Annotated in this window: 13 protein-coding genes and 2 pseudogenes; 6 read left to right on the top strand and 9 right to left on the bottom strand. The window is 36.9% G+C overall.

What is annotated here, in order from left to right; all coding sequences use genetic code 11:
* Nucleotides 1–21 precede the first annotated feature (21 nt).
* The 3 genes from R4Z09_RS12050 to R4Z09_RS12040 are packed head-to-tail and all read right to left on the bottom strand — an operon-like array spanning nt 22 to nt 3,451.
* Complete coding sequence (locus R4Z09_RS12050) at nt 22–1,266, bottom strand: McrC family protein (RefSeq protein WP_338452537.1); 1,245 nt, start codon at nt 1,264–1,266, stop codon at nt 22–24.
* Nucleotides 1,266–2,825: an McrB family protein gene (locus R4Z09_RS12045; RefSeq protein WP_338452536.1), complete on the bottom strand. Its 1,560-nt coding sequence runs from the start codon at nt 2,823–2,825 to the stop codon at nt 1,266–1,268. Before R4Z09_RS12045 ends, R4Z09_RS12050 begins: the two co-directional genes overlap by 1 nt.
* A gap of 26 nt (nt 2,826–2,851) precedes the next feature.
* Nucleotides 2,852–3,451 carry a hypothetical protein gene (locus R4Z09_RS12040; protein WP_338452535.1) on the bottom strand — a complete coding sequence of 200 codons (600 nt, stop codon included), beginning with the start codon at nt 3,449–3,451 and terminating at the stop codon, nt 2,852–2,854.
* A gap of 669 nt (nt 3,452–4,120) precedes the next feature.
* Between R4Z09_RS12040 and R4Z09_RS12035 the strand changes: the two genes are divergently transcribed.
* Nucleotides 4,121–5,599, top strand: coding sequence for a S8 family peptidase (locus R4Z09_RS12035; protein WP_338452534.1), 1,479 nt, complete (start codon nt 4,121–4,123; stop codon nt 5,597–5,599).
* 298 nt (nt 5,600–5,897) lie between these two features.
* On the opposite strand, the gene R4Z09_RS12030 is transcribed toward R4Z09_RS12035, so the two are convergent.
* Nucleotides 5,898–6,242, bottom strand: coding sequence for a n-acetylglutamate synthase (locus R4Z09_RS12030; RefSeq protein WP_338452533.1), 345 nt, complete (start codon nt 6,240–6,242; stop codon nt 5,898–5,900).
* A 471-nt stretch (nt 6,243–6,713) separates the two neighbouring features.
* Nucleotides 6,714–7,316 (bottom strand): annotated as a pseudogene (locus tag R4Z09_RS12025) (transposase); the annotation flags it as partial.
* 62 nt (nt 7,317–7,378) lie between these two features.
* Between R4Z09_RS12025 and R4Z09_RS12020 the strand changes: the two are divergent.
* The 4 genes and pseudogenes from R4Z09_RS12020 (at nt 7,379) to R4Z09_RS12005 (ending at nt 10,505) form a co-directional block, all read left to right on the top strand.
* Nucleotides 7,379–7,686: pseudogene (locus tag R4Z09_RS12020) on the top strand (MGMT family protein).
* Between the two features lie 165 nt (nt 7,687–7,851).
* Complete coding sequence (locus R4Z09_RS12015; RefSeq protein WP_338452532.1) at nt 7,852–8,811, top strand: M20/M25/M40 family metallo-hydrolase; 960 nt, start codon at nt 7,852–7,854, stop codon at nt 8,809–8,811.
* 522 nt (nt 8,812–9,333) lie between these two features.
* On the top strand, nt 9,334–10,200 hold the full coding sequence (locus R4Z09_RS12010; protein ID WP_338452531.1) for a hypothetical protein: 867 nt from the start codon (nt 9,334–9,336) through the stop codon (nt 10,198–10,200).
* Between the two features lie 44 nt (nt 10,201–10,244).
* A complete protein-coding gene (locus R4Z09_RS12005; protein ID WP_338452530.1) occupies nt 10,245–10,505 on the top strand; it encodes an NINE protein in 261 nt (86 codons plus the stop codon).
* Between the two features lie 459 nt (nt 10,506–10,964).
* Here the strand turns inward: R4Z09_RS12005 and R4Z09_RS12000 are convergent, their stop codons facing one another.
* The 4 genes from R4Z09_RS12000 to R4Z09_RS11985 all read right to left on the bottom strand — a co-directional run bounded on the left by R4Z09_RS12000 (nt 10,965) and on the right by R4Z09_RS11985 (nt 15,824).
* On the bottom strand, nt 10,965–11,318 hold the full coding sequence (locus tag R4Z09_RS12000) for a thiol reductase thioredoxin (RefSeq protein WP_338452529.1): 354 nt from the start codon (nt 11,316–11,318) through the stop codon (nt 10,965–10,967).
* Nucleotides 11,319–11,401: 83 nt separating this feature from the next.
* Nucleotides 11,402–13,732: a bifunctional glutamate--cysteine ligase GshA/glutathione synthetase GshB gene (gene gshAB / locus R4Z09_RS11995; protein WP_338452528.1), complete on the bottom strand. Its 2,331-nt coding sequence runs from the start codon at nt 13,730–13,732 to the stop codon at nt 11,402–11,404.
* A gap of 138 nt (nt 13,733–13,870) precedes the next feature.
* Nucleotides 13,871–14,704, bottom strand: coding sequence for an S-formylglutathione hydrolase (fghA, locus tag R4Z09_RS11990; protein WP_338452527.1), 834 nt, complete (start codon nt 14,702–14,704; stop codon nt 13,871–13,873).
* Between the two features lie 4 nt (nt 14,705–14,708).
* Nucleotides 14,709–15,824: an S-(hydroxymethyl)glutathione dehydrogenase/class III alcohol dehydrogenase gene (locus tag R4Z09_RS11985; protein WP_338452526.1), complete on the bottom strand. Its 1,116-nt coding sequence runs from the start codon at nt 15,822–15,824 to the stop codon at nt 14,709–14,711.
* A 283-nt stretch (nt 15,825–16,107) separates the two neighbouring features.
* Here R4Z09_RS11985 and R4Z09_RS11980 point away from each other — a divergent pair, with 283 nt between their 5' ends.
* Entirely contained in the window at nt 16,108–16,470 is a 363-nt protein-coding gene (locus tag R4Z09_RS11980; protein ID WP_338452525.1) for a helix-turn-helix domain-containing protein, read from the top strand.
* The last annotated feature ends 61 nt before the right edge of the window (nt 16,471–16,531 follow it).

Raw genomic sequence — 16,531 nt, 5'->3', positions numbered from 1 at the left:
TTTTGGTACACCTTTGAAAAGTTAACAATTTTTCAATATTTTCTCAAGATCCTCGATGGTATTCATTATTCTGTCTAAACGAATGGTATGCACTTCAATCTGTTTGACTGAAGACGAACCTGGTACCCTCCACCTTGGAAAGACAGAATTTTCATTAACCTTGGGATAAAGAATGATACAGCGCTCTGCCGTTTCATATGAGGTAATGTAGGCATACATTTGGTAAATATCGCTTGGCTGTGAGCGGTAAAGGAAATTTTTCCACTTTGTATCCAGAATAACAATTGGCTCTGGAATCCCCTTTTCCCACCTAGATACAACAAAGTCTGGTTTCAGCTGGACCGTTTCTCTACCGGTATTCATATCAACTAATAATTTTCGGCCTCGGTGTTGTAATTCTAATTTCAAACCAGTTGGTGCCAGTACTCTTTTTAAACATTCACCTACATAGCCTTCGTACAAGTCATTCATTTTGAACAAAAAAGAAAACGCAATTTGGCTGTTGGCACCCGTGGTCATCATTGTAGAACGGATAATTGCAAGGGCAAGCTGAAATACAGGTTCAAAATGCTGGTTTTGCCGATTGATTTGAATGTGATCCAACATCGTAGTGTTTAGAGCACAATCGTCCACCTCATCCAACATTTCCAAAATCATGAATGTTTGCGTTTTTAATGCCGAATACTTTACAAACGGAAAAATGATGTTTAATGCCACTTTTAAAACTTGATTTAACGGTACATTTGGGGACAATTCATCAAACTCGCAAAAAGCATGAACCGAGGTAAAGGCATTTTTACGGATATGCGGGGAGACTAGCAGCCGCCCCTTTAAATGGTTAATGTTTTCTGACTTTGTTGTATAGCTACGGTAAAGTCCTCGCTTGACTGCTTTAAATAGTTCTGTAATATATAAAAATGCCAAGACATGAGTCAGGTCGAAGTTTTCAAACTGACTTAAGGTTCGGTCATTCAACTGGATGGGAAGTTGTTTTGTTAGACTAAGCATATTTAATAAAGCACGGCGATTAAGTACCATTTCTTCCTGATCTAAGTCGAGCTTAGGGAGAATCTCCACTCGAACGGTTTTCAACTGAATGACACCTACCATGTTGATGAATCGAAGCCTTCGGTTACCGTACTCTACAACATTTTCACCTTTATATTTTTGTTCAAGGAATTGAGTCAAATGCTCCCATTCGACCTTTGTCAGTTGTTCCTCTAAATAAATCCAGTCAAAGGCTTCGCGTAACGTGATGGTCTTCATTATTCATAAATCCCTTTAATATCTTCAGCTGTAATATTGGATTTCACCTGGTACCTTACCGGCAAATCGAGTGGTGTGTAACCGGAAGCTCGTTTAAATAGAGCTGAAACATCAACTTGTTCCTGATAAATGATGAAAGAATCTTGTTCACTTTTTCCAATGCCGCCGAGCACTAAACCGATTTTCTCCCAATCATCATAAAAATACTCTTTTAACAATGGAATGATTTTATTTTGCATCGTTGCAATTAAGTCTTCAATCGTCTCGATGTGAATGAAATACGCATGACCAATCATATGGTCACGACTATATAAGACTTCAATCCGCTGGTTGATTCTATGTAGCAGGGTTGGCAAATCAATGTCATCAATCGTAGAGAGCAGTGAAGCTTGCGGCAGAATTTCTTCAAACTCAAACCTACGGCGTAGTGCAGTATCCATCAACGCAATTGAACGGTCAGCAGTATTCATGGTGGCAATAATAAAAAGGTTTGGAGGAAGTACAAAGGTATCACCAGAATAAGGCAGTTTGACCCTTGTTTCATTTTCTTTTGTTAACCTCTTATCTTCTTCCAATAACGTAATTAATTCTCCAAACACCTTGGAAATATTTGCACGGTTAATTTCGTCAATTATCATGACAAATCGCTTGCTCTGGTTGAATCGAAATTCTTGATTCTGTTTAAGCGCCTCTAGTACTCTACTTTTCCGTTCTTCGTAATCTAGTTTATTAATCAGATTGGGCAGTCCCTCATAAAGAGCATCAATGACCATTTGTTTGAAAATTCCATCAGTTGGAACAAATGAAGAGTGACCGTCTGATCTTAAGCCTTCAATAAAGTCTTCATAGGAATAGGATTGGTGGAAAGTCACAAAGCGTATTTGTCCCGTTTGTTGGAGGTTTTTATATGGTTCTTTGAAACTGCGGAATTTCTCTTTCAAATCCTCCGCTGGCATATGATTGATGATTTCCAGTGATTTAGCTGCCACTTGATAAGTTTTCCCTGTGCCCGGCGGTCCATATAAAATTAAATTAGGTGTCACTTCAAAATCTTCATTTTCATAATTTGGCAAAATACTTTCCTCCAATGTTTCGTTCCTCTCAATTTTTATTTTTCCTTTCTCTGTGTCACTGGTAAACGCTAAATGGACATCCTGCTTCGGCAGATTTGAAAGGGTTCCATGTACAGGTACTAATTGATCGAGCATCATTCTCGGAGATAATTTTGATAGACCGGTCATTTTCAGCCAAATTTTTTCCCCTTTGGATGAAACGGACTGGAGATCAATGATTTCTGCTTGAACTGGAACATCTTCTTCGTTTAGAAATATCCTATCAATGATGGCTGTCCATTCAATCTCTTTTGTGGAGAGGTCACAGATATATAATTTCGGTTGTTTCAGATATCCTAAAGTCTTCTTGCTAACACTTGGTGTCTCAATGGCTCCGATAACAAATTCATTCTGTTTTAGCTTCTCCTCTACTGCAGCAATCGACGCAGTTGATTGAAAGGACAACAGCGAACAGTCTAGTTTCAATGATTCGCTTCTGTCTGCCATTTGAAAAATCATTTTCTTTAGATTTTTTATTCTTTTTGTTTTAACGGAGGATTTAACTCATTTATGTCAATTGCAATTAAGTTCAAGATGACTGCAGTATAAACATAAAAAGTCAAAACCTTATTGTTGTTTATTTTCGGGAAATTCCGATATGTATCTTGTAAATCTAAATAGTCATCTTCTGATCTTTTTCCGAAAATTAGCTGATTGATGCTTCGCTCAAATTTATAGGAGACGATAAAATTATCCGGAGATTGAATATTTTTCACAATGGAATAGAGATGAACAAAGTGACCTCTTAGATTTTGCGGCATTTCAAAATGATCTCGAATAACGCGATAATCCTCATTTTGAGCTTTGATATCGTTAAAAAGGGAGACAAGGTCCAATTTGCTAGATTTGAAGTTGTTGATCATATTATTTGTCTTAACTATGGTATCAATGCCCCCGGTAAACAAATCCAAATCATTGGTATCTTCCTCAGTAAAATAAGCATCTCGATTTCTAATCATTTCTATTACTCGTTTAGTTGCAACTTTTTTATTTTCATCCCAGTTTTGCTCTTCCACTCTTTGTTCATACTCTTTATGCCAGCTGGCGGTTCTTTCGTATTGCTGATTAAACATCTATTTATATTCTGAGATCATTTGTTCTAATGTGATACCTTTATACTTTTGGATTATTTCTAAAATTCTTTCCAAACTTAAATCCTTCCTTTCTATATTTTGATTACAAACTAATTTAAATTATAAACTAGTTCAATGATTTGGGTATTACAAAAATGGGATACCCTTAGATTTCAAACTCATAAACGACCTAAAAGACCAAACAAGTGAAAAGTATTAGGCAAATTAGTCTGTAAGTACTATCCTAATTCTTTTAACGTAAAACTTTTTAATTTGTTTTCAACGTCAGTTATCTTTCATAAACCATCGTTTACCACGTTATTACTTTAAGAGCCTGGCACTTATGAAAAGATTCTAGCTATCTTATGCTTTTGTTAGCGTTAATATTTCCACTTAAAATATAGTCCTATTTTACTATAACATAAATGACCACCTTACATGTGAAGGTGGTCATTTATGTTATTAGTTTCCCATGCCTGTAAAGTATGAATGTTACATAAAATCAACAGAAACTGCACTGAAAATGGATGGCGCCTGGCACCTTGATACCTGTTTAAATGACATAACAGCGATTAATTTGTAAAAATTCTGTAAATTAATTGAAAAAATAAGGTAAATATACCGAATTATGTTAATATATACATATTAAATCATACGAGGAGAATGATAATGAAAAAGAAATTTCTACATACTTTACTTTCTGTTTCATTGGGGATGGGAATATTAACTGTTAGCGGTGTACCTGCTCAAGCAGCTATAGAAAAGAATCCATCTTCAAGTCAAGAGATAAAGGTGGACAACCTTTATGTCATAGCCTTTAAAAATAGTTTGCCTAAGGATTATCGAGAAATAATCGAGCAGGCTGGCGGAACGATTGTAAAAATTCTTCCTGAGGTAGGAGGAGTTGAAGTCCAGTCAGAACAGCCATCTTTTCTTGAAAAAATAAAGAATAACCCTTCGATTGAAGCAGCAAATAAGGAAAATCCTTTTATTCAACATACACCATTAACCCTTCCAAAACTACAGACAACTACCACAACCAATAAAATAAATCAGGAGAGTTTCTGGGATGGTCAATGGGATATCCAGAAGGTTACAAATGAAGGTCAATCCTATGAAATAGAAACTGGAGGATACAAAGACAAGGATGGGAAGACGGTTCACAAAGCGGTTGTAGGGGTCATTGATACGGGAATCGATCCGAATCATCCGGATCTAAAAAATAATATCATTGGCGGACGAAATTTCGTACCTGCTGGAATGGATGCATCAGAAACAGGCGATCCAAATGATATTGTGGACCGTAATGGACATGGTACAAATGTTGCGGGAATTATTGCAGCGAATGGAAAAGTTAAAGGGGTGGGGCCAGATTTGGGCATACGCGCCTATCGAGTTGCTTTTTCCGAATCAGCTGCAATACTGCCATCTTGGGTGATAGAGGCCATTATTACAGCAGCAAACGATGACGTAGATGTGATTAATATGTCTCTTCGCTACTATAATACGAAAACGATGATTGAAGGATTTGCTGAAACCGTACTATGGAAACGAGCCATTCGATATGCTGTGCAAAATGATGTAACAGTGGTTGCTGGCAGTGGGAATGAAAGTTTGAATTTAGATGACAAAAAAGCAGTGACTACATTTTTAAATACGATATATGAACCTTACGGAATAAAAGTAAAAGGACCAGCTACTGCGGTACCTGCACAGCTTCCGGGAGTCATTAATGTTTCTGCTTCAACACAATGGTCGACAGATGAACTCGCTTTCTATTCAAACTATGGAAACAGCGCGATTGATGTAGCGGCACCTGGCGGAGACTTTGGTTCTAAATACGCTCAAACACAGGACCCTGAAGCAGCCAATCCATTCTACATGATCTTTAATACATGGCCAACCTACTTAGATTCTTATATTTCTCCTTATCCAGGCTATGATTATACCATGGGAACTTCTATGGCGACTCCACAAGTAGCAGGTATTGCTGGAGTGATTAAAGCAGCAAATCCTGAAATGAAACCATCACAAATAACGGCCCTAATCAAACAAACAGCCTATGACTACGGTAAACCTGGACAAGACGCCCTCTTTGGATCCGGAGAGGCAAATGCCTATCGTGCGTTAATAAACATTAAAAAGTAATCATTTGGAAGCCGAGGACAGACCGTTTCTCCGCTTCCTTTTTTGTTTACGATTAGAAGCGTGAGAGAGAGATCCGCGTGTATTTTGCCCGAGTCGATTACAGCTATCCTTATTTAAGTAAAGCTCTCTTCAACTGAAAAAAGGTCAAGAAAAAAGGACTGCTTAAAAACAGCCCATAGTTACGCATTATGTCCCTTTAATTGAATAACTAACAAATAGCATTAGTCCTAAAATCACTTAATTCTTCTTAAAGTAACGCACTCGTTTGTTGAATAAGACCTTCTTATTGCTGAATGCTTTATAAAACAACTTCCTCGATGATTGAACTTCCCTGAGTTGATTCAGCATCAAGCCATTTCCAGTTTTCATATAGTCTAATTCGCCCATCTGCTAAGATTTCAGGAGTCGAAAAACATTCTCCCCCTCTAATTTCATTTCTATTATTTACGTGGTTATATCTAAATTCTAAATAACCATTTTCTTTGACAATACCAATCAGTAAACCTTTGACAATTTGTCCTCCACTATATGTTGCCGAAATAATATTTCCCTCTTGTTTATATATAAAAGTTGTTTTTGAAGAAACTTCTCCGTTTGCTGTATTTTCAATTGAAACAAATGTACGCCCATTATAATTTATCATTTTTCCATCTCCCTTTTCCTCTAACTCTTTTCGAATTATACCATCTTGTTCAACTATCCTCCCTCTATATAGAAAGGGAAAGTCTCTCGATTTCTCTTGTTTGCTCCAAATTACGTAGTAGTCGGATTTATTATTAATTTGCAGCCTGGAATAAAGGTGTATTTAAGGATAATTTTGGGGGCAAAGTAAAAAAACAAATCATAAGCTGCCAAACCACCCTTACCCAAGAGATTGATAACAAGTAAAAGTATGGTTGCACTGGTAAATCTCCACATTTCTCATGGGGGTCAACCCTCCCATATCTCACAGAGTCTTTGCTCCAAAATTCCTTCGTCCAACCTTTCCATGAGGTGGATGTCAGTCATGCTGCCCGACAGGGTCCTTGCCCGTAGTTTAGTTGATTTACTGACTAATCCGTGCTTCAAATGTTTAAAACAATCACTCTACTAAATAATTTCAATCAAAAGAAATTTAAGCTACTTTCTGTAATACCGCCATATGAGGAATGTCCCTTAACATACGTTCTTCACTAAATTCACATTGCTTTTTACCGATGGTAAACAGAATTCTTATAAGCTTGTTACATATTGCAATCAACGATTACATCTTTTTTAAAGGAATATGTGGGCGTTTTGTAAAATACTCATGTAAAGCTTTAAAAGCGGAATTCTTAGCCACCAAAGGCATTGCAACACGGAAGAGAAGAGCTCTTAAAGTCTTCCTTCCTCTCTTGGTAATTTTGGTTTGTCCTTTGTGCTTACCTGATGTATTCTCCTTTAGACTAAGCCCAGCTAATTTGATAATCTGCCTTTGGTGGGAGTAGAAACTTAGGTCTCCTACCTCCGAAAAAAAGCCTGCAACAGTATCTTTCCCTATTCCATTAATTGCCAACATCTGTTCAACACCTGGAATCTGTTCAAGAAGTTTATCTATATTTGATTCAAGTTCTTCGAACTTTTTAATGATTAGTTCATATTTGTCTATTAACGTGCGAAGCTCTAATTTAGCCATATCAGAACCTTCACGAATACCAATAGAAACCATTGCCACCTGCTTTAGTTCTTTTATTTTACTAAATGGATGGTGCCTGGCACCTTTATGTTTAGGTTCTCCGCCATTGACTACAATGCCTGCTTATGCAACCTTTTACGAAAAAGGTCGTGGAAACCATTCGCAAGTTCCCTGCTGGACGGGTGATGCCTATGGACAAATTGCAAGGGTTGCTGGGAGTACGCGCGCTGCTCGTCAAGTGGTGCGAATTCTTCATTCAATAAGCAGAAAACACCATTTGCCATGGCATCGGGTCATTAATAGCAAAAGCCAAATTTCGCTTCAAGATGATGCCCTCTATCAGGAGCAGCTTCAATCCCTCGAAGCTGAAGGGATTGAAGTCGGGGTGAATGGAACGATTGATTTACAAAAATATCAATATCTGAATGACTGAGTAGCTCGATGATAGTATGAGCTGCTCTTTTCTTTGTAATTCCAGCCTAAATTCTATCTTTTATTAAAAAATTGGAAGGAGTTCCTCTGATTATAGAGAATATTTAATTATGGATGAATATAAATCCGGGGGAATAAATATACAGAAAAGAGGAAGATGACTTTTATGAATGCAAAAATGGTAAAAAGTTCAATCATTGCAGGAGTAGTTACGTTTTCAGCTTTATTTGCAGCTGGAAGTGTATCTGCAGCACCAAAGAAATTTGCCGGAGAATTGGCGTATCAGCATGTTCAGTATTTGACGGAGGAAATCGGACCGAGGGTTGCGGGCAGTGAAAATGAGACGAAAGCGCGCGAGTACATCATCGATGAGCTGGAAAAGTTGGACCTAAAGGTTGAAGAGCAGGAATTCAGTTATACAAGAGGGGGTAAAATTACTGAGTCCGCCAATGTCATTGCCGTAAAAGATAACAAGCATACAGATAAACAAATCATTGTTGGCGCGCACTATGATTCGGTTAGTGTTGGAAAAGGCGCTGATGACAATGCTTCAAGTGTCGGGGTCATTCTAGAAACGGCAAAGGCACTGGAAAAGCGCAATCTCGCCTATGATATAAAATATGTCTTTTTTGGTGCAGAAGAGACAGGGTTACGGGGATCGAACTATTATGCCAACAATATGTCTACAGAAGAAATCCATAACACCATCGGGATGATCAATCTTGATAGTTTACTAGCTGGAGACAATATTTATGTTTACGGTGGAGCTGAGGAAGATGGATGGATCCGTGACTTAGCACTGGATATCGCCAATAAAAAGAACATTCCTCTCGAAACGAATCCGGGAATAAATCCTGAATATCCTGAAGGAACCACAGGAGATTGGAGCGACCATGCCCCGTTCAAGGCAAAAGGAATCACGATTGCTTATTTTGAAGCAACCAACTGGGGACTTGGCGATCAGGATGGCTATACACAAACCGAGAAACACGGTGAAATTTGGCATACAAAGAATGATAATCTTGAATTTTTAGAAAGAGAATTCCCTGGGCGCGTTCAAGAACATCTTAACCATTTCACGAATATGCTCACTTGGGTTTTAGTTGATATTAAAAAGGAACAATAAAAATAAAATGCACCATCCAGCCTGATCTGGATGGTGCGTTGATGTATTCCAAAAATTCTCCACTACAACCTGTCGTTCTGTTTTGTGCGGTTCCATTTTAAAAGCATGAGACTTTCGATCATCATTTCCTGTTTATTCTCCCAATTTTCCGCCTCATAACCATTGGCTTTCGTTTCCTTAATATCGGAAATCCACCCCTTTGATTGCTATCACTACGCTACTTACTCTTCAATATTTTTACCAAATAATTAAACAGGAACTGGTTGATCAGCTCCTGTTTGTTATGTTACAAATGCGCCCTATTCTGGAGTAACGTAAATCCCATGTGAGTATTAAAAAAAATGGATGGTGCCTGGCACCTTTATGTTAAATTTTGGGTTAACACTGGAATTGATTTAATGCCTAAAAGAGTTTCCAATTTGGAGTACTTAAAAGATTTCATTTAATTACCAACGTTACAGACAATAAATCTGTTGTAACATTAATGTAACACAACTACAAAAAAACGGAGGAAAATATATTATGGATAACTTTCTATTAATCGTATTTCTACTTTCTGGAGTTTCAGCTATTGGATTTTTATTAGCTTCACTTGTTTCATTGATTAAGAAAAATGGTAAAGCCAAAAAGCAATTTAAGATTACCGGTGGTCTTTTCGGTGCTGCACTTCTTAGTGTTATAATCGCTTCATCTATATCTCCTGAAGTTCCAACCACAGCATCCGAAGAAACTCATACTGAAGAAGTCAAAGAAGAGAAAAAAGAAGAACCAAAAGAAGCGGAAAAAGAAAAACCTGTTGCTACTGTCGAAGAAGCTAAAGCAAAACTTTCTATTGGTATGACTATGAAAGATTATCAAGATTACATCGACTCTATTAAAATCGACTTGGCTGAATTATATACTGATGGATATGATGGAGCATTACAACAAATTTCTGATGGATATTTCTTTGTGAAAACTGACGGTGTAAACGTAGTTGATCTCCAATTCTTCACAACAAAAGAAGAAGGAAGCACATACGTATCAACTAAAACTCAAGAAGCTAAAGCTGCTGAAACTGCTGCAAAACGTTCAACTGCTAAAACAATTGATTTTCCACATTTAGAAAAGAATCCTGATCGATATGCAGGAGAATATGTAACATACACTGGTGAGATTGTTCAAATCCTCGAAGGTAATGGCACAACTAATATCCGTTTAAGCGTTACAAAAGAATCTTATGGTTATTCATACAATGACTTGGTATTCGTAGAATATGCAGGATACACCGATTTCGTCGAAGGTGATATCGTTACAATTTATGGTACAGTTTACGGTTCTTATTCTTATGAATCACAAGCTGGTTACAATATCTCGTTACCTGGAATCATAGCAGATTCTGTTGAATAAAAACTAAACTACTTAGCAACTAAAAAAATCGGAGGAAATTAATCATGAAAAAAACATCAACTGCATACATCTTATTCGCATTATGTCTCTTTGGTATTGCTGGAATTCATCGCTTCTACACTGGTAAGATTGGAACAGGAGTGATCTATCTATTAACATTTGGTCTATTCGGTATTGGACTAATCTATGATCTATTCACAATTCCAAGTCAAGTAAGAAAATCTAACATGTTGCGAAACAATGGATTCCAAAACAACAATAATATTGTAGTAAATGTAGTTAACAATATTGACAAAAGCGAATAATTATGAAGAGGAAGCTTGAACACTTCCTTTTTTTATGTATAAAAATTGCTTAATTATGCATATGACTGTATGCGTTTTAAATTGATGGTGCCTGGCACCATTATGATACCACCCGGTCTAATCAAAAAAATCAAAAAAACCGTACGAGTGTTTGAAACACTGTGCGGTTTAAATATGTAATAGTCCCTGGCCCCCCTTGAAATTCATGTGAAGTTCGTTCAACTAGATTGGAGGACTGCCCCAAAAATCTATTGAAAAATCTCGACTGAAAATCCCTGCAGGACTTCCGATATAATTACACTTTCTGCTTTAATATCATGCTATTCGTACAATTCTTCTTCATGTAGTGTATAAATAGTCTTGCATGTTTTCGGCTTATTAATAATTTGTGATATTGAAGAAAACGTCCTTTAAAAAGTTCCAAGCAGAATGTAGCAGATACTTGTCTTTTGTATTGATTTATTTATTGATAAAAGTTTTGATTTCTTCTTCTGACATGGATGAATCGCATCTCACGTTTACTGTGTCACCATTCGTATAGATGAAACCGGGAACCGTTGGTATGTCGTATTCATTACGGAAGGCCGAAATCCCTTCCATATCAGATTCCTCCACACTATTGATATAATAGATGTGGGTATCCGTTTCTTCAGCCACTTTTTTTAGTTTTTTAATGAATAATTGACAATAAGGACATACTGCCTTGCCAATATAGATAACCGCTTCACCTTCTCCTTTTATCAATTCCTGTGCTTTTACGGAATCAATTTTATCAAAACTAGCTACATCTTCTTCATAAGCAGCAATCATCATTTCAATCTCCTTTCTTAGGTAAACAGCAGGATGGTTCTCTTGTTTTCCTAATTATTAGGAGAACGGGAGAACCGTCCCCTTTTTCAACAGGTTACCGTTGCGAATTCACGTTTTGCTAGTGGTACCCCTAGATTGATTAATTTTGAGTCCTGACTTTCTAATAGTTCAGGGAATAAATACTGGATAATATGAATAGTTAAACGTCGGGATTTTCCACTATATGGATACACATGCATATACATGGATGGGTTAAAGTTCGCTTCAATAATTCCATAAGCGTTTTTATTGGTTGCAGGAACTCTTGTATCTTCAATGATTAAATCAATCCCACAAATTTTGACCCCAAGGGCAGCTACCGCATCCACTGCAATTTTTTTATAATCATCAGGAATGAGATCGGTCACATCAATTGAATCTCCGCCTGTACTAATATTAGAGTTTTCACGCAGATAGATGATTACATCCTTTTCTGGAATGGAATCCATTCGATATCCTTGACCTTTAAGCATAAGTTTCTCTAATTCACCTAGTCGGATCAGTTCTAAAGGGGTCCGATGATCTCTTCCTCTTAGCGGGTCACGATTCTTATTAGTGACTAACTCTTCAATTGTATGTTTACCGTCACCTTTCACATTCGCAGGAATTCGTAATAAAACAGCATAAACTTGATCATTTAACACAAAAAATCGATATTCCGTTCCATTGATAAATTCTTCTACTAATACTGATGAATCTTCTTTAAATGCTAATTTGAGTGCCTGTTGATAATCCTCATAATTGGCACCATCTTTAAAGATTGATATTCCTATTCCATAGTTTGTTGTTTTTGGCTTCACAACAAAAGGTTTGCTGGAAAATAGATGATAGGAACGTGAAGCCTGCTCGATTGTTTGAAACTCTTCACCTTTAGGTACTCGAAATCCATGTTGGTGAAGAATTTTCTTTGTGACTGTTTTATTTTCCATAATTAAGCTGGAAACATAAGTATCTTTACTTGTCATATTCCCATTTTTCACATATTCAACATGATCCTTTAATTTCAGTTTTAAAAATTGATCTTGCCGATCCAAGATTTCTATTTGGATACCTTGTTGAATCGCGTCAAACATTAAAATCTGAGTCGATAACTCCATATCAGTAAATCCTGCTAATTGATATGGTTTATCCCATGACTTTTTATAATTTTCTTTAGCAATGGACGTAGCCACTTGACTTTGACTGCTTTTTTCACTTTCTTTATAAAGTCTTCCCGCTAAAGTCTTGCTTGGGTCCATTAGCATTTCTCTTAGATGAACAAATAACGTATCAGAAACACTCAAATCTAAGATGTCCACTAGATGTTCCATTTCATCAATGATACTTTTAGCTTCTTCTTCAAATGGTGTGTGCGCTAATGGATGCTCCAGAGCTACGATCTCATTGTAAAAATCACCCATTTTTCCCCATTCATCACATTGATCTCCTTCATCTTTCCATAGTAAATAAAGTAAGAAAAGATGGAGAAATTCTGCTTGTTCATAACTGATCCCATAAGTTTCAAAAGGATTTAAATCGATATTGCGCAATTCAATATAATGAACACCGTGATCTTCTAAATCTGACACATGATGTCCACCTCTTAAACGAATAGGTGCATAAAATTCCTTTTCTTCAGATAGAATCCCTTTTTTAACCATGGAAGAAAGATCTGCTAGATAGTTCTGTATACTCTTATACGACACCAGAACATTATCGGAATTAACATAACCATATTTACTGCCTCTAATGCTCCTTACGGCTCCATTTAAAGAATCATCTTCAAAAAAATTTTTTTCGCTGCGAGGGGAAGCTCCATAAAAATAAGTCACTAACCATCGATAATGTAAATAGTTTCTTGTCACCTTTAAATAAATCTCTTCTTTAAAATGACGATAATCAGTTATCTCCGATTGTAAGTTAAATAACGCTTGGATGAACTCATCGCCAAATTGAAAGTTGTAATGTATACCGCTAATCATTTGTTTGCGACGGCCATGAGAATGAGCTAAAAATTGACGATATCGGGTATTTTCAACATTATCCAATTTTGCAATCACAATCTCATCTTCGTTTTCTGGTAACTGTGGCGGCATGCTCAATGGCCATAGCATTTCATTCTCATCCATCGAACGATAAGCAACATCATGGATCGCCGCTAAGTAATTAAACAGATCCTCTAATGTCTCCGAAACAGGTGTGATGATTTCCATCTGTGTTTCTGAAAAGTCCCGCTGAATATAAGGGTGATCATCTTTTAACGTAATACTCTTAGGATGATCTGTGCTAGCTAAATTTCCTGATAAGTCAACTCGATGGCTTTCCTTTTCAATCCCATAACGGGCTTTTAATAAGAAGGGTTTTACATGATCATTGACCAATATCTTCTTATAATCCATAGGTAGCTTTCCCTCCAATCTAACCCATTTTTATCGTAAATGGTGTATCACACATGACTTAATGAGTTTAAAAATATCCACATTACCATGCAATGTGGATATTTTATTTTCAAATTCCATCGATTTAAATGAGATGGATTATCTAAGATGATTCTTATGAAAAGCAAAATGCTCTTCTAGGAAAGTTGCGATAAAGAAATAGCTATGATCATAACCTTCCGCTTTCTCGTATTGGACTACTGCATTGTTTTCCTGAGCATTCTTTAAAAAATATGTTTCATCTAAGTGTTTAGGGTAAAACTCATCTTCTGTTCCTTGCGTGATCAGAATAGGCGGCATTCCGGCTTCTTTGATCAATTCTGAAGCATCCCATGCTTTCCAGGCCTCTTTGTCATCCCCTAAATAAGTGGAGAAAGCTTTTAGTCCCCATGGGATTTTACTTGGACTTAAAATGGGAGCAAAAGCAGAAATCGCCCTAAATCTTTCTTTGTTTTTCATGCCAACTACTAAAGCACCATGGCCTCCCATAGAGTGGCCCATCATACTTTCTTTTCCTGAAAAATGAGGGATTAGCGATTTCGCAATCGCTGATAATTCTTCGGCGATATACGAGTACATCTTATAATGCTTTGCCCATGGTTCTTGTGTTGCATTTAAATAAAAACCCGCCCCTTGGCCAAGGTCATATGCTTCATCGTCAGCCACATGTTCACCACGTGGGGAAGTATCTGGAATCATGACGGCCACTTGATATTCCTCAGCCAATCGTTGAAAGCCGCTTTTTTGACTAAAATTATCATCTGTACAAGTTAACCCAGACAGCCACCAAATAAGAGGGATTGGTTTCTTTTCTTTATTTGATGGTAAGTAAATACTAAATGTCATTTCACATTGCAACAATTCCGAATAATGAGTATATTTACATTGTTCCCCACCGAATGAGCGACGCTTTTCAATAAGTTTAAGACTCACTTTCTCACTCTCCATATGTTAAAATCGTACGAATTGACTCTCCCTTATGAAGCAAGTCAAATGCCTCATTGATGTCTTTAAAGTCTAAGTGGTGTGTGATAAACGAATCCAGATCGATTTCACCGTTCATATAATCTTCAACCATTCCTGGAAGCTGTGTTCTTCCTTTTACTCCACCAAAGGCTGACCCACGCCATACTCTACCTGTTACTAATTGGAATGGACGAGTATGTATTTCTTTACCTGCTCCTGCAACACCGATAATCGTACTTTCACCCCAACCTTTATGACAACATTCAAGAGCAGACTTCATTACTTCAACATTTCCAATACACTCGAAGCTATAATCTACTCCTCCATCCGTCATTTCAATGATGACTTCTTGAATTGGTTTATCAAATTTAGAAGGATTGATAAAATCAGTTGCTCCCATTTTCTTAGCTAATTCAAACTTATCCTCATTTAAGTCTATAGCAATAATTCGGCTTGCTTTTGCTTGAACCAATCCTTGAATAACGGCTAATCCAATCGCTCCAAGACCAAATACGGCTGTCACAGCTCCTTCTTCTACTTTTGCTGTGTTATGTACGGCTCCAATCCCTGTCGTCACACCACATCCAAATAGACAAACTTTATCAAGCGGCGCTTCTGGATCAATTTTTGCCAAAGAGATTTCATTAACGACTGTATATTCACTAAATGTACTTGTTCCCATGTAATGATAAATAGGCTCTCCATTATAAGAGAAACGAGTGGTTCCATCAGGCATTAATCCTTTACCTTGAGTTTCTCGTACGGCACTACATAAGTTTGTTTTACCAGAACGACAGAATTTACATTCTCCACATTCAGCCGTATATAGTGGAATCACATGATCCCCCGGTTTTACTGAAGTCACTTCATCACCGACAGCAACGACAACTCCAGCTCCTTCATGACCTAGTACAGCCGGAAATACACCTTCCGGATCATCACCAGATAATGTAAATGCATCTGTATGACAGACTGAAGTATAGAGAATTTTTACTAATACTTCTTTTGCTTTAGGTTCCTCTACATCGATTTCTACAATTTGAAGTGGTTCTCCTGGTTTAAATGCAACAGCTGCTCTACTTTTCAAATGAATCCCTTCTTTCTCTTCTTTTGTTATATTTTCTAATTATTTTATATAATTACACATTATAAATATTGTCACAATACTGACGTTTTTGTCACCACCATCAAATAATCTAAAGAATGGTTCTGCCGGAGTAAATTGAGCAGTAGCTATCCTTTTTAAAATGAATCTCTCCTTTTTTGTTATCTCATTTACATTTCCATCATTACATATTAAAATTTATTGGACAATACTGACGTTTTTGTCACTATAAACAAAAAATAGGAAAAGGAGAGGACAATCATAGATGGAAATTTTATATAAAGAAAAAACTTTTTTCACTAGCAAAGATTTAGCTTTATCGGTGATCGGTGGACGATGGAAAATACCAATCATCTGGTGTTTGCTCCAAGAGTCTCCATTAAGGTTAAGCGAAATTCAAAAAAAACTTCCCGATGTCAATCAACGTATGTTAATTAGACAATTAAGGGAATTAGAAGAGGATCACATTATTACGAGAGCGGTTTACCCAGTTGTTCCTCCTAAAGTAGAATATCAACTAAGCGAAATTGGGCTACAATTAGAACCTGTTGTCACTTCCATTTGTAATTGGGGAGATCATTTTAGAGCCTTTTTGGATGAAAATGAGAGTAAAAAGCCAGTCGAATAAAATTTTAGTTGATTCAACTAGGCAAGACGGTATAGAGAGGCTGCAAGCAATCCATTCCCCA

Source organism: Niallia oryzisoli (assembly GCF_036670025.1).
Classification (GTDB): domain Bacteria; phylum Bacillota; class Bacilli; order Bacillales; family Cytobacillaceae; genus Bacillus_BD; species Bacillus_BD oryzisoli.
This window is presented reverse-complemented; position numbering and strand designations above follow the sequence as displayed.